The organism is Roseibacillus persicicus, from assembly GCF_014651675.1.
Classification (GTDB): domain Bacteria; phylum Verrucomicrobiota; class Verrucomicrobiia; order Verrucomicrobiales; family Akkermansiaceae; genus Roseibacillus; species Roseibacillus persicicus.
Map to the genome: position 1 here is coordinate 355,443 of NZ_BMXI01000003.1, position 14,148 is coordinate 369,590.

Consider the following 14,148-nt stretch of genomic DNA (forward strand, 5'->3'; position numbering starts at 1 on the left):
CCATGATCGACGCGCACAATCACCTCCATCAACTCGCGAATCCCGGGCAAGTTCTAAAAGAGTGCGAAGGCTCCGGCGTGCGGCACATGCTGGTCAACGGCACTCACGAGAACGATTGGGCTACGGTCGAGGGTCTTTGCAACAAACACCCCGAGTCCCTGATTCCTTCCTTTGGCCTCCATCCCTGGTTGGTCGGGGACCGCTCCCCTCAATGGCTTGAGAGACTGCGCTCCCACCTGACGGCCAATCCGCGAGCAGCCGTCGGGGAATGCGGCTTGGACCGATGGAAAAAGCCCTACGATTTCCCCGCCCAACTCTCCTGCCTGCAAGCCCAACTCGACCTCGCCAATGAGCTCGACCGCCCCCTAACCATTCATTGCCTGCAGGCTTGGGGACATCTGTTGGAGTTTCTGCAAAAGCAGACACAGCTGCCTCGCTTCCTCGTGCACGCCTTTTCCGGCAGCACCGAGATGATGCACCGCCTCGCCCAACTCGGCGCCTACTTCTCCTTCAACGGCTATTTTCTTCATGAGCGAAAGACCGCTGTTCGAGAGACCTACCAGGCGGTTCCAAGCGAGAGACTGCTGATCGAGAGCGATGCCCCCGCCATGCTGCCCCCACCAGAATTCTTGGAATACCCCTTGCCCGACGAGCAGAATCACCCCGCCAATCTCGCTCGATGCCTCCCCGCCCTTGCCGAAATCCGCGCGCTCCCGGTGGCCGATTTGGAGCAACTTCTCGCGCAAAATACCCACACTTTTCTCGGCCGCCTAAGAATCGCTCCTTAGGCCCGGAGAAGCGGCATGGATCAGAAAGCATGCGTTCGCCAACAAGCGGGGGCAATTTTCGATAGATAATCCCGTAAAGACCTGTAGATTCTGCCAAGTGAAAGCTATTTTTCTCACCACCAGCCTCCTCGCCGCCCCCCTCCTCGCACAGCAAGGGAATCGGGACGGCCACGACAACATGAATCCCGTGGTTCCGGAGGATCTGATTCCCCCCGCGCCCGTTCTCACGGTTGAGAAAGCGCTCAAGACCTTCACCTTAGCCGACGGCTTCGTGATCGAACCTGTCGCTGCCGAGCCCTTGGTCGAAAAGCCCGTCGCGCTCAGCTTTGACGAGAATGGCAATATGTGGGTGGTGGAAATGCGCGGTTATATGCCCGACTTGGACGGAAATGATGAAGACAAGCCGCAGGGTCGCATCTCCGTTCTCCAGGACACCGACAACGACGGGCAGGTCGACAAGCGGACCGTCTTTTGGGACAACATCCTCCTCCCCCGCAGTGTCGCGCTGGTCGATGGCGGTGCCCTCATCGCGGATCACACCCGACTTTTCTTCGTTCCCCGCAACGGCATCGAACGCACGGGTGAACCCCGGGTCATCGACGAACAATACGCCCCCTCCGGCAACGTCGAGCACCGCACCAACGGCATGATGCGCCATCTCAACAACTGGTTCTACAATGCCAAGTCCGACACGCGCTACTACTGGGAAAATGGTCAGCTGACCAAGGACACGACCCAGTTCCGAGGTCAATGGGGCATCACCATGGACGACTTTGGCCGTCTTTATCACAACAACAACTCCACCATCCTGCGTGGGGACCGCCTCCTGCCTGATATCCTCGACGCCTTTTCAAGCGCCAAGTTCAAGCCCGACAGCTCGACCCAACTGGGCTCTAACAGAGTCTACCCCACCCGCGTCACGCCCGGGGTGAACCGGGGATATATTTCCAAAGCCAATGGCTACGATCAGGACACCATCGATCCCAAGACTCACAAGCTCATCAACACCACCGCCGCTGCCGGCCCCGCCATCTATCGCGGCGACAACTTTCCCGAAAGCTATCGGGGAGTCGGTTTCACCACCGAGTCCGTGGTCAATCTTGTGAAAGCCACCCGCGTTGAAGCCACCGGTCTGGATCTCAAAGGCGAACATCTTCTCAAGGACACCGAATTTCTCGCTTCCACCGACGAACGCTTCCGCCCCGTCAACATCTACACCGCCCCCGACGGCTGCCTCTATCTGGTCGACTACTACCACGGTATCATTCAGCACAAGACCTACATGACGTCCTACCTCCGCGCGCAATATGAGTCGCGTGGTTTGCAGGCTCCATCCTATGAGCTCGGTCGTATCTATCGCATCCGTCACACCGACACTCCCCGCGGGCCGCAGCCCAAACTTGCGGAGGCGAGCTCCCAGGAGCTCCTCCGAACCCTCGCCCACCCCAACGGTTGGTGGCGCGACACCGCCCAACGTCTCCTCATCGAACGCGCCGATCCCGAAACCTTCGATGCCCTCAAGAACGGCTTGGCCAAACACGAGAACGAGATCGCCCGCATCCACATTCTCTGGACCTTGTCCGGCCTCCGTCAATTGGAGACCACCGACCTTCTACCCCTCTTGCAAAAAGGAGTGAGCGCCGATTTGCAAAGCCACGCTCTCGCTGCCGCCCTCACCCTGCCGGCAGTCAACCGCACGGAGCTCGCCCAAGCGGCATCCCATTTGGTTGGCCCAGACTTGGCAACCAGCCCCTACGCCCTGCGCCTGCTCAGCTCCCTGCCTGCCAAGCAATATCCTTTGCTCGTTGAATCCTTGAAAAAGGCTGGCAAAGCCCGCTTCGCTACCGAGGCCGTTACCACCGGCCTGCTCAAGCAAAGCGTCACCACCTTCCCCAAGACGAAGACCAAGGTGGACAGCTACTTGGCCACCTTTGCCAAGAACTCAAAAAACATCCCTGCTGAAAAGCGTCTCCATGGCGAGCACCTCGCCTCTTTCCTTCGCGGGAAAGAACTCTATTTGGGTGAAGCGGCTTGTGTGGGCTGCCACGGAGCCGATGGTCAGGGTCTTCCCAACTTGGGACCTCCCTTGGATGAATCCGAGTGGGTCACAGCTGACTCCGAGCGTCTCGCCAAGATTCTCCTACACGGTCTTCAGGGTCCCATCACCGTCAATGGCAAGAAATACACTCCCCTCGCCGCAATGCCGGGCCTCGGGATGAACCCCACCATCGACGACAAGAAGATCGCCGATATCATGACCTACCTCCGGGCCGAGTGGTCCAACTCTGCTCCTCTCGTTCTGGAAAAAACAGTGAGCGAAATCCGCGCCCAGACCAAAGACCGCAATGGTCGGGTCTACACTGCGGACGAACTCGGACAGTAGACCCCCACTCCGAACCCCGCACCGTGATGGAAGGCTTTTGGAACAGGGTCTTCCCTCGCAACTACTCCACCAAGCTCACGGTGGCGGGGAAAGAACTACGCTGGAAGGGAGACAAGATGAGCGCCGCAACCTTGCGGGAGATTCAAGAGGTCCTCGCCAGTAGCGCCTGTGAAAAAGGCTCCATCGTCATCAAGAAAGATGGCTCGGTCTCTTTCTCGCAGGCCATTCCAAAGGGTGACCATCAGCGCATCCGCAACCTGATTCGCCTGCGGTCCTGAACGAATCAGAACGATCGGGTCACCCCGACTCCTATGCTATATACGGTTAGGTCCACCGAGCTGTTCGAGTATTCCGCCGCACGGTAACCACTCGTTCCGACCTTTTGCTTGGAGCCAAACTCGACTGCGTAACTGGCATCGATGCGCCAGTCTTCCCGCTGCCAGCCAAGGCCCAGGGTCACCGCGTGCTCATTGATGGAAGCATTGAGCGGAGTCACCAGATTGCTCGGAATCGGAGAGGCCCCATAGCGCCAGCCTCCGCGCAACAGCCATTGCTCGTTAAGACGATACTCCGCACCAAAGGCCACCACAATGCGGTCCTCCCACTCCAGCGGAACCCCGTCGTCGGGGGAGTCGGTCCCAATGGCGCCGTTGATCTCGTCATTGCTGCCATCGGATAGCGCAACCGCAAACTCATTGAAGGAATCTTTCCAATGGAACCATTCCCCCCAGCCACCCACGCGCAAGCGCTCGGTGGCTTGCCAGGAAAAGCCAACTCCTACCATCAGGGGCAGCACGTTTCTACTAGAAGCATCGTAGTTGTTGAACGGGTCGGTGAGCCCGGGCGCCTGCGCTGAAAAGTCAGCGTAGGCTGAACCCTCGTTATCCAGCTCCACCTCAGGCCGAAGCCGCAGGCCAAAGGACAAGCTCTCAGTCGGCTCATAGAGCACCCCAACATCCCAGCTGAGTGCCCAGCCATCAGTCTCCAGGTCCAGGTCCACCTTGGCCCCCGCCAATGCAGGATTGGTTTGGAAGATAAAGGGAGCATCGAAGTCGACCCGACTGTAGACCGCCCCCAAACTGGCACCCACCGACCACTGGGAATTGATTTTCCAAGCCAAAGCCGCATTCGTCTTGAGGGCGAGAAAGCCACTCTCGTGCCCCACCGCGCCATAGCTCACCCCACTGCCTTCGGCCGGGATATCCAGATAGTTCCACTCGGCCTGGAGCGCGGAAGTGGGAGCAAAGGAAACACCGAACCACAAGGGCTGCTCGGGCAAGCGCCAGACGATGGCAGCCTCCGGAAAAGCGCCCAGGCTGCGGTCCAGGGAACTGCCGCCCGCGCTCCTCTCGAAGTCTCCTTGTCCAATGAGAGCCCGCCCCGTCAAGGACCACTCCGATGATTGCAAGCTCGTCAAAGCCGCCGGATTCAACTGCATGGTCGAAAGAGAATCTCCTCCCGTTCCGCCAAAAACCCCTGCCGCTCCAGAATCCGCCGCGCCGAATCCCCACCGCAAGACTCCATTGCCGGAGACAGTGAGGACCCCCAACCCAAAGGCCCAGGTCCCCAGCACCATAGCTCTTGGGATAGAGGAAACTGAAATCATGTTTGACTGACTAAAGACATTCCGGGGCAGTGTCGAGAATAGGTGGGGAGGAAAAAATTGAATTTCATGAATCCAATCAAAGGGGACCCAGCGTTGCTGAAGGAGAGAGACGCAATGTGTTGCGTGTCGCCAACCTTCGAAAGCCATGAAACGAACCCCAACCCGACCATTGCGAATTGCACTCCTCGCGACCCTGCTCGCTGTCCCCCACTCTTTCGCGACCACCATCATCGCTGATCTGTTCTACACCGACCAAGGCGATGGCACGTATCTTTACGAGCTCACGATTACTAACAACTGCCCCGAGGATCTCTTCACCTTCGACTTCGTCGACGCTCCCACAGACGATTCCCTGCTCGGACCTTCGCTGACGATTCGGCCTGGGTTCGACGGAGACTACGATGCCAGTGCACCCGCGCTCGGCTTCTTTGGAGATACGGAAGTCTTTGCCGCAGGGCAAAGTTACGACGGATTCAGCTTCGTCAGTTCAGCTGCCCCCGGCACCGCTTTCACCCTTTTTGAGGGACTCACTGATACGGACTTCGCTACGGGGTCAGTCAATCAGGTTGCGATTCCCGAGCCGACTGCCGCCCTTCTTTCCATCCTCTCTCTTGGCCTCTTCGGTCTTCGCCGTCGCCGCCAAGCCTAACCTCAAAAAACCAATCCATCATGAAATATCGATCCACCGCAGTTGCTTCCGCAGCTCTCATCCTCAGCTCCGGCGTCACCTTCGCCTCCAGCCACAGTGACGCCCCCCTCATCAAACAAGACCCCCAGGCCAACCTGACAGACGTCTACGCATTCGTGGGGACGAAGTATGATGATCCCAATCAAAATGTCCTCAACGTTCTCGTGAGTGTCCGCCCCTTTTCCGAGCCCGGCGACGGCGTGATCTACGAACGCTTCGCAGACGACGCGCAATACAGCATCCACATCACCAACCCCGTCACTGGGAGCGTTATCGACAGCTACGACTTCGAGTTTTCTGACGTCACTGCCGTTAAGAATCCCAACACGATTCTCTCCTACGGTCTCGGCACCGCCGCTGGTCTCATTGAGATGATTGGAGACAGCCAGCAGAACTTCACCCAAACCTATACTGTTAGGAAAAACGGAATCGTAATCGGAAGTGATCTTCCGGTGCCGCCTCCCAATGCTGGCGCGCGAACGACCCCGGGCTACAATGATGCCAATGGTTTTGCGATCTCGGGCGCGGCAGACTTCGCCAGTCTCGACCCTCTCACCGCACAAGGCATCTCGCCCCTTCCCTCCGGCGTGGTCGCTTGGGCAGGTCCACGTGAAGACGGCTTCTACGCGGATACCCCGGGAATCTTCGACTTCCTCAATCCCCGCATTCTCGACAATGACGATGATCTCGAAGACGGCTTCGGCCAGGATGGCAATGGCATTGATGGCTTTAAGGGATTCAATGTCCTGACTTACGCCCTTCAGATTCCCATCAATACCCTTCCCGCCTCAGGTTTCAGCAATCCTCTTCTTGGAGCGCAAACCGGAGTCGGCGTCTATGCCTCGGTGAGTCGCCAGCGATACACTTTGCGTTCAACAGGTAGAAAGCCTCGGGGCTCGGGTCCTTGGATTCAGGTCAATCGCTTGGGTAACCCTCTCTTCAACGAGGTGCTCGTTCACAACAAGGACAAGGACAACTACAACTTGAAGTCCCCCTCTGGAGATGCCGCTTTCTCGACCTATGCCGAGAATTCACACCTCGCATTTCTCATCAACGTCGTCGTCTTTGGCGATGCGGAAGGAGACGGTCCCTTGCCGACAACTGGGCGCGCCGACTTGGCTGCCATTTTCATCCCTGATGTTGTTCGGGTTGATACCACCACGGGCCCCGTCCCTCTCCCCGGACAAGAAGGCTTCAATCGCCTGAGCGTGGTGGGTGGTGACGCTGCGGGTTGGCCCAACGGTCGCCGCATCGGTGATGACGTCGTCGACATCGCCCTGTCCGCGATTGCCAGCGGTCCGACTTTCGAGACCATCACCCTCGTTGGTGACAATGTTGCGAACAACGATCAGGCTTACAACACGGTATTCCCTTATCTGGGAACCCCTCATGCAGGCACCACGGTGAGCCAGCGCCAAGCAGCTCTTTCCTCCCCCCCACCGGCCCGAAGTGCTGCGGCTCCTGAAGATGAAGCTTCATCGACCGAGCCAGCCCCCGCGGCCACCCCCGAGCGTTCTCCAGCTAAACAAAACGCCCGCACCAAAAGAGCGACTCGTTCTCGCTAGGAGAGCATTCGGGAGACCCAACCAACCGGAGAGTCACCTCCCCCTCATCTTGAGGTCACTCTTCGGTTGGCTTTCTTTTTTCAACTACCCCAACCCCATCCTTCTTTCCACCATGACCACACGTTCCCTCATTGTCCCAACGGTTGCCGCGATCGCAGTTTGGGCTCTCAATCAAGCCTCTGCGCAACCCCAACAATCCCTTTCCGCCCGTGACCTCATTCGCCAAGGCGATGCCTTGATGCAGGAAGCGCGCAATACCCTGAGCCACGATTTCGATGCCGCCGAGGAGGCCTATCGCCGGGCTCTTGCCATAGATGAAAAGAACCCCGAGGCCCTCGTGGGCATGGCGTGGGTATCGAACTCCAATCACGATTTTCCTGCGGGAAAAGTCTGGGCGCAAAAAGCCCTCGCCGAAGACCCGCGCGCCTTGGAAGCCTATGCCCTGATGGGCGATGGAGCAGTTGAGCTGGGTGACTACGAAGAAGCCTTCGACCATTTTCAGGCTGCTCTCGACATTCGCGGCGACCTTTCCACCTACAGCCGCGCCGCCCACCTTCTTTGGCTCAATGGCGATGATGACCAAGCCCACACGCTAATGCGGCAAGCCATCAAATCCGGGGGACCTCACCTCGAGAATGTCGCGTGGTGCCGAGCTGAATTGGCCATGATGCTCCTGAAGGTGAATGACCTGCCCCACGCCCGCAGGGAGGCCGAAGCCGCCGTCAAACTCGCCCCCCAGAATCCCCGGGCTCTCATCGCAAGAGGTCGCGTCTATCAAGCTGACGAAAAGTATGAAAAAGCGATCGAGAGCTTTCAGCAATCCGCTGCCATCACCCCCACCCACGATGCGCTGGCCCCCTTGGCTGAACTGTTTCTACAAACCGGAGAAACCGAAAAAGCCAAAGCCCAAATCGAAGGCGTGGTCAAATTCCATCTCCCCGGCGCGCATCATCACGGCCACGAAGGCGGGCATCACCATCATCATCACGACCACGGTCATCATCACGAGGCCAGCAGTCAGCTGGCCCTCTTCCTGGCCGACCACCAACAAAGCTTGAACCTCGCAACCGAGCAGGGCGAGGCGGCCTACAAAGCTTTCCCCAACCTGCACGCGGCTGATTCTCTCGCTTGGTGCTATTTTCAACAAGGAAAGCTTTCCGAAGCCCAGCGTTACTCGCAATTGGCCTTGCGACTCGGCACCTCCGAGCCTCTCTTCCACTTTCACGCCGGCATGATTGAAAAAGGACTCGGTAACGAGGCTGCCGCCCGCAAGCACCTCTCCCACGCCCTGACTCTCAGTCCTTCCTTTCACCCCCGCCACGCTCCCGCCGCGCGAGTCATCCTTTCCAAGATGGCTTCGAAGTCGTAAACTTCCACCGCCCCATCACCGATGAGCAACCCATCCACGCCCGAAGACCTCCTTGCTGCCGTTGCAGGGGGCTCGACCGAGGCCTTCTCCCAGCTCTATGACGAGTTCTCGAGCGCCCTTCTGGGAATCACTCTCGGTATCCTGAAAAATCGGGCTGAGGCTGAAGAAGCCCTCCAAGACATCTTCGTGACGATTTGGAAAAGCGCGGACAAATATCGTCCCGAACTGGGCAAAGCGAGCACCTGGCTCATCAGCCTCACCCGCAACCGCGCCATCGATCGGCTGCGAAGCCGGAAACGACGCGACAAGCTGGTGGAAGCAGTCAGTGAGGAAGGCTTTAAGAACATCGATGAGGAATCCCCCGAGACCCCTCTCATCGCAGCCGAATTGAGCGAGCGGGTTCGCCAAAGCCTGAAAACCCTCCCTGAAGACATGCGCACCGTACTGGAGCTCGCCTTCTTCCACAGTCTCACCCAGAGCGAAATCTCCGAATACCTGAACCAACCCCTCGGCACGGTCAAATCGCGCATCCGCCGGGCGATGGAACGGGTTCGCACCACTTTAACCGATATCTCCGATTACCGCACCGAAGCCTAACAATCTGATGAGCACAAACGAAACAAACCCCACCCCCCCAAGCGATCACGCCGCAGAGCTCTCTGCGCTGACCGGGCTCAATGCCCTCGATGGGACCGACTCCGCAGCGTTGGCGAATTGCCATCAATGCCCCCTCGGCCAGGCCATCCTCGCTTCGCAAGGTTTCGATGAATGCGTAGCTACTATGACTGCAACCTACTACCCCCCCGTTCAACCCTCCCCCAGTCTTAAGAGTCAAATCTTTGCCGCCATCGGCGAACAAGAACCCGGCACCGAACCCGAAGCGCCCAAGAAGCAGGAAGGCGGCGGCTATCACTTCATTGGCAACGAAGAAGGCGAATGGAAAACCCTCCCGGGTGGCAAGATTCGTCTCAAGACCCTCTCCGACCTCCCCGAGGCCAGCCACACTACCATTCTGTTAGAAGCCGATCCCGGCGCCGTCTTTCTCCCCCACGCCCACGAAGGGATGGAGGAAATCGTGCTGCTGAGTGGCGACTTGGATACTCTGGGACGCCGGCTGGTAGCAGGAGATTATCTGCGCCACGACCCCAACACCCTCCACGCCAAAGCAGTGTCGGAAAACGGTTGCCGAGCGCTTCTCATCACCGCGCGCGAAAATCATCCCCGCCGCGCCATCAGCGCCTACAACGAGTTGAAGAACCTCGTGAAAGGCCTCACTCAAAAGAGCTGAGGGAAGGCCAAGGCGAGAGAGCTTTCGCAAGCTCTCTGCGCTCCGGAACTTTGCCTCCAATTACGCCAAACGCGCGGTGGCCAACTCCTTCTGGAAGACGAGTTCTTTCGGGAGGTGATCGTAGAGATTGAGGTAGTGCTCCGCCTGGGAAGCGAGTTCCGATTTCCACTCTTCCGAGTCGTAGCGCATCACGGCCTCAAATTGTTCCTCGGAGAAACCATCGAGGTCTTCGGTATTGAAATCCGCAAAGCGAGGAGTCCACCCAATCTGGGTCTCGTGGCCTGGGATGCGACCGTGGCAACGCTCCGTAATCCACTCCAGGACCCGCATGTTTTCACCAAACCCGGGCCAAAGGAAATTGCCCTCGTCATCGAGACGGAACCAGTTGACGTGGAAGAGGCGGGGAACATTTTTCATCTGTCCGCGCATGTCGAGCCAGTGATGGAGATACTCCCCGGCGTTGTAACCGATGAAAGGAAGCATCGCCATCGGGTCGCGGCGCACCTGCTTTTTCAGGCCAATGGCTGCTGCGGTGGTTTCCGATCCCATGGTGGCGCCGAGATAGACGCCGTGCGACCAGTTGAAGGCTTGGAAAACGAGCGGCATGGTCGAGGGACGGCGGCCACCGAAGATGATGGCGGAAACCGGAACCCCATCCGGATCCTGCCACTTGGGATCAATGGTGGGACATTGCTCGGCGGGGGCGGTGAAACGTGAGTTCGGGTGGGCGGCCGGAGTTTCGCTCTCGGGCGTCCAGTCATTGCCTTTCCAGTCGATGAGATGCGCCGGCTTCTCCTTGGTCAACCCTTCCCACCAGACGTCACCGTCATCAGTGAGCGCCACGTTGGTAAAGATGCAGTTCTCCTTCATCGAGTCCATCGCGATGGGATTCGTTTGATAGGAAGTGCCGGGGGCCACGCCGAAGTACCCGGTCTCGGGATTGATGGCATGCAAGGAACCGTCCTCATGCGGCCAAAGCCAGGCAATGTCGTCGCCCACGATGGTGGTCTTCCAACCCTTCTTGGCGTAACTTTCGGGTGGAACGAGCATGGCCAAATTGGTCTTTCCGCAGGCACTTGGGAAAGCACCCGTGACATAAGTCTTTTCTCCCTCGGGAGACTCCAGTCCCAGAATCAACATGTGCTCGGCCATCCAGTTGTGCTCCTGCGCGATGACTGAAGCAATGCGAAGCGCGAGGCACTTTTTCCCTAACAGCGCATTCCCGCCATAGCCTGAACCATAAGACCAAATCTCGCGGGTTTCGGGGAAGTGACAGATGTATTTGTCGTCGTTGCAGGGCCAGGGAATGTCCTCCACGCCCTCGGTCAGCGGCATCCCACTGGAGTGTGCACAGGGGATGAACATGCCATGCCCGTGACGAACTTCCGGAGCGGTGCCGGCCTTTTCATCCTCCAACTGCTTCAGGATATGGCTGCCCATATGGGTCATGATGCGCATGTTGGTCACCACGTAAGGCGAGTCGGTCACCTGCACTCCAATCTTGGCGAGGGGCGAGCTCGGTGGACCCATGCAAAACGGAATCACATACATGGTGCGCCCTTCCATGCTGCCCGCGAACTTTTCATGCATCTTGGCCAGCATCTCCCGGGACTCCGCCCAGTTGTTCGTAGGTCCTGCCTGCACCGGACGACGCGTGCAGATGAAGGTCCGGTCCTCGACCCGGGCAACGTCACCGGGACTGGAACGAGCTAGGAATGAGTTCGGCCGCAACTCGGGATTGAGCCGGGTGAAAGTGCCTTTTTTAACCAAGAGATTGGTCAGCCGATCCCACTCTTCCTGCGAGCCATCGCACCACTCGACGTTGGCGGGTTGGCAAAGGTCGGTCATCTTCTGGATCCAATTGGCAAGTGCGGGGTGTGAAGTCATAGAGGTGTTCTAACGGGCTAGGGCAGTTTTGGCAAAGAGCCATTCCCACCGTGACGAAATTGACTCTAGCGTCCCCCATGCCAAATGACTCCGCACCCCTTGTGGTCGTTGGCTCAGCCTTTGCTCACTATCTATGACAAAGCCGCCCCCCGCGAAGGGGACGGCTTTTGTGTTTCATGCAGCAGAAAGAGTTGAGGCTATTGCACTACCGTTTCGGTCTCGGTGGTGCTTTCGCCACCGGACGCTTCGGTCTTGCGGGTTTGGACGACCTTTCCCGCGACTGAAGTGATGGCGATTCCGGTGGTGATGAGACCGATCACGACTAGCCAGATCTGAGGAACTCCCAGAGCCATTGCTCCATAAAGAATTCCGACGATAACAAGAAGAGAGCCAATGAGATATGCTGCGATTTTCATATCAACTCTTTTAGCCTGAATAGTGCCAACCCTCGTTCCAAGGCGCGCCAACCCTTGTCGTTTCAACGAAAACGGAGGCGAATGGCATCAACCAATCGCTTTCCTCAACCTCCTATAATACCCTCTTACCGTGCGTTCTGAATTCTGCGCCGTGCAAATCACACGCTATCAGCGGCATCAACGGACTCTCTCGTCCACCGGACGGCAACCTTAGTGATTGATCACCGCTTGCACCCCATCACTTCCCTGTTTCGCCAAGAATTGCACCACCGCTGGCGTTACCAAGGCATCGATGACGAGGTGGACTCGTGAAATGTCGCTGCCATTGAAAACGGAGTGAGGTTCGCTCAGGCGAAGATACCAGCATTCGCCAGCCTTCATCCTCACGAGAGAACCATTGAGACGGAATTCCACCAACTCGCTGGTGCGAACCGGGATGTGCAACCGGATGGTTCCGTCTTCCAAGGAAAGGTCATGATCGCAATGCTCCTTAATTTTCGAACCGGGCGAAAGAGACATCAGGCGGACTGCCGAGAGCTCAAAGGGAAACTCCGCGAGCACCGATTGGATGTAGGGACAAGATGCAAGAAAGGGAGTATCCGCCCAGTCCTCACACGTCGGATCGGAGTAGGCCATCATCACGGGATGCTCCGCATGGGCCGGACCGCGCAGCGGAAGCACATCCCACGAGCCCTCGTAGTTCTGCGTGACAAAATGGGCGATCCAATCCGAGGCCTCCAACCGCTGCAAATCCTCAAGAAGCTTTGCGGGCGAAAACTGAAGTTGAAGCTGGAGACGATCAGGTAGAGTCATGCGACCCCTAAGCAAACACCTCGTGCGCCACATTGCCAGCCACATCAGTCAGCCGGAAGTCGCGACCATTGTGACGATAGGTCAGGCGTTTGTGATCCAGACCGAGTGCATGCAGAATAGTCGCGTGAAAGTCGTGGGTGTGAACATGTCCTTCGATGACCTTGCTACCACTCTCGTCAGTGGCCCCATGGACATAGCCGCGCTTGGTTCCACCGCCAGCCAGCCAAGTGGTGAAGGCCTTGCTGTGGTGATTGCGCCCCTTGCTCCCTTCGGCGCGCGGAGTGCGGCCGAATTCCGAGCACCAAATCACCAGCGTCTCATCTAACAGACCACGCTGCTTTAGATCCTTCAAGAGACCGGCAATGGGTCGATCGATGGCATTGGCCAAAGGTTGGTGGCTCAGGATATTGCCATGAGCCCCATCCCAGTTGTTGTGGGATCCGGTATCGAAAAGCTCCACAAAACGCACCCCCGATTCAACCAGACGCCGCGCGGCGAGGCACTGCCAGGCAAAGGTTTCGGTCGCGGAGTTGGTTAATCCGTAGAGCTCCTTGGTGGCCTGACTCTCGCGGGCAAAGTCGAAAATAGTGGGAGCCGCCAACTCCATGCTGGCCGCAGTCTCGAAGGATTGTTGCCGGGCCAGCAGATCATTGTCCGGACGGGTGGCGGCATGGCTGGCATTGAGACCCGCCAGCATGTTCAACAAGGCCGGTTGGGTCGCCCCCCGGATGGGCTTGAGATTGCGAATAGGCTCCACCCCGGGGCGGGCATGCACGCCCTGGTGACTGGCGGGCAGAAAGTTGGAGTCCCACGCCAGCGACCCCGCATAGGAAGGCTCCTTCGACAGCACGATGTGCCCGGGCAAGTTGGGATTGGAGGTCCCCAAGGCATAACTAATCCATGAACCTAAACTCGGCCGAGGCGAAGTCACCGATCCCGTGTGCATCCCGAGGGTCGCAGCAGTGTGGTTGTTGTGGTCCCCGTGCATGGAACGAATCAAGGTGATATCGTCAATACAATTGGAGACCTCGGGAAACAGGTCGGTGGTGAGGGTGCCGTTCTTTCCTTTGCGCGAAGCTTCCCAAGGACTCGGCAAATACTTGCCCTCCAACTTGTCCAAGTCGGGCTTGGGATCGAAGGAATCCACATGCGAAACTCCTCCTGAGAGAAAGATCATAATCACATTCTTCGCCCGGGGCGCAAAGTGCGGAACGAGCTCGGGCTTCGGCCCCATACGCGCGAAGGCATGCCCTCCGAAACCCATGGCCGCAGCAGCGGCACCACCGGAACGGAGGAAGGAACGACGGGAAAAGTGAGGACTGGCTTGGAGATGTTTCATGAGATG

General features: G+C 58.1%; 13 protein-coding genes. 8 read left to right on the plus strand and 5 right to left on the minus strand.

Going from position 1 to position 14,148, the window contains the following annotated elements:
• Positions 1 to 2 precede the first annotated feature (2 nt).
• From IE099_RS05515 to IE099_RS05525, 3 genes are all read left to right on the plus strand, one after another.
• Positions 3 to 788 (plus strand): TatD family hydrolase, encoded by a 786-nt coding sequence (locus IE099_RS05515; protein ID WP_189568096.1) that lies wholly within the window; start codon positions 3 to 5, stop codon positions 786 to 788.
• A gap of 97 nt (positions 789 to 885) precedes the next feature.
• The gene (locus IE099_RS05520; RefSeq protein ID WP_189568098.1) at positions 886 to 3,171 is read left to right on the plus strand and encodes a DUF7133 domain-containing protein; all 2,286 of its coding nucleotides are present in this window, start codon (positions 886 to 888) and stop codon (positions 3,169 to 3,171) included.
• A 26-nt stretch (positions 3,172 to 3,197) separates the two neighbouring features.
• On the plus strand, positions 3,198 to 3,449 hold the full coding sequence (locus IE099_RS05525) for a hypothetical protein (RefSeq protein WP_194598369.1): 252 nt from the start codon (positions 3,198 to 3,200) through the stop codon (positions 3,447 to 3,449).
• Positions 3,450 to 3,454: 5 nt separating this feature from the next.
• Here the strand turns inward: IE099_RS05525 and IE099_RS05530 are convergent, their stop codons facing one another.
• Complete coding sequence (locus tag IE099_RS05530) at positions 3,455 to 4,777, minus strand: OmpP1/FadL family transporter (RefSeq protein WP_189568102.1); 1,323 nt, start codon at positions 4,775 to 4,777, stop codon at positions 3,455 to 3,457.
• Positions 4,778 to 4,922: 145 nt separating this feature from the next.
• On the opposite strand from IE099_RS05530, the gene IE099_RS05535 reads away from it, so the two are divergent.
• From IE099_RS05535 to IE099_RS05555, 5 genes are read left to right on the plus strand one after another with little or no spacing between them, the layout of a single operon-like run.
• Positions 4,923 to 5,426: a PEP-CTERM sorting domain-containing protein gene (locus tag IE099_RS05535; protein WP_189568104.1), complete on the plus strand. Its 504-nt coding sequence runs from the start codon at positions 4,923 to 4,925 to the stop codon at positions 5,424 to 5,426.
• A 20-nt stretch (positions 5,427 to 5,446) separates the two neighbouring features.
• A complete protein-coding gene (locus tag IE099_RS05540; RefSeq protein ID WP_189568106.1) occupies positions 5,447 to 7,030 on the plus strand; it encodes a DUF4331 domain-containing protein in 1,584 nt (527 codons plus the stop codon).
• Between the two features lie 49 nt (positions 7,031 to 7,079).
• On the plus strand, positions 7,080 to 8,399 hold the full coding sequence (locus IE099_RS05545; protein ID WP_229809402.1) for a tetratricopeptide repeat protein: 1,320 nt from the start codon (positions 7,080 to 7,082) through the stop codon (positions 8,397 to 8,399).
• Positions 8,400 to 8,420: 21 nt separating this feature from the next.
• Complete coding sequence (locus IE099_RS05550) at positions 8,421 to 8,996, plus strand: sigma-70 family RNA polymerase sigma factor (protein WP_189568110.1); 576 nt, start codon at positions 8,421 to 8,423, stop codon at positions 8,994 to 8,996.
• A gap of 7 nt (positions 8,997 to 9,003) precedes the next feature.
• Complete coding sequence (locus IE099_RS05555) at positions 9,004 to 9,687, plus strand: cupin domain-containing protein (protein ID WP_189568112.1); 684 nt, start codon at positions 9,004 to 9,006, stop codon at positions 9,685 to 9,687.
• Between the two features lie 60 nt (positions 9,688 to 9,747).
• Here the strand turns inward: IE099_RS05555 and IE099_RS05560 are convergent, their stop codons facing one another.
• The 4 genes from IE099_RS05560 to IE099_RS05575 form a co-directional block, all read right to left on the minus strand.
• Entirely contained in the window at positions 9,748 to 11,574 is a 1,827-nt protein-coding gene (locus tag IE099_RS05560) for a phosphoenolpyruvate carboxykinase (GTP) (protein ID WP_189568113.1), read from the minus strand.
• 197 nt (positions 11,575 to 11,771) lie between these two features.
• Positions 11,772 to 11,990 (minus strand): hypothetical protein, encoded by a 219-nt coding sequence (locus IE099_RS05565; RefSeq protein WP_189568114.1) that lies wholly within the window; start codon positions 11,988 to 11,990, stop codon positions 11,772 to 11,774.
• Between the two features lie 210 nt (positions 11,991 to 12,200).
• Positions 12,201 to 12,803, minus strand: coding sequence for an aspartyl/asparaginyl beta-hydroxylase domain-containing protein (locus IE099_RS05570; RefSeq protein ID WP_189568115.1), 603 nt, complete (start codon positions 12,801 to 12,803; stop codon positions 12,201 to 12,203).
• Positions 12,804 to 12,810: 7 nt separating this feature from the next.
• A complete protein-coding gene (locus IE099_RS05575) occupies positions 12,811 to 14,142 on the minus strand; it encodes a DUF1501 domain-containing protein (protein WP_189568116.1) in 1,332 nt (443 codons plus the stop codon).
• Positions 14,143 to 14,148 lie beyond the last annotated feature (6 nt).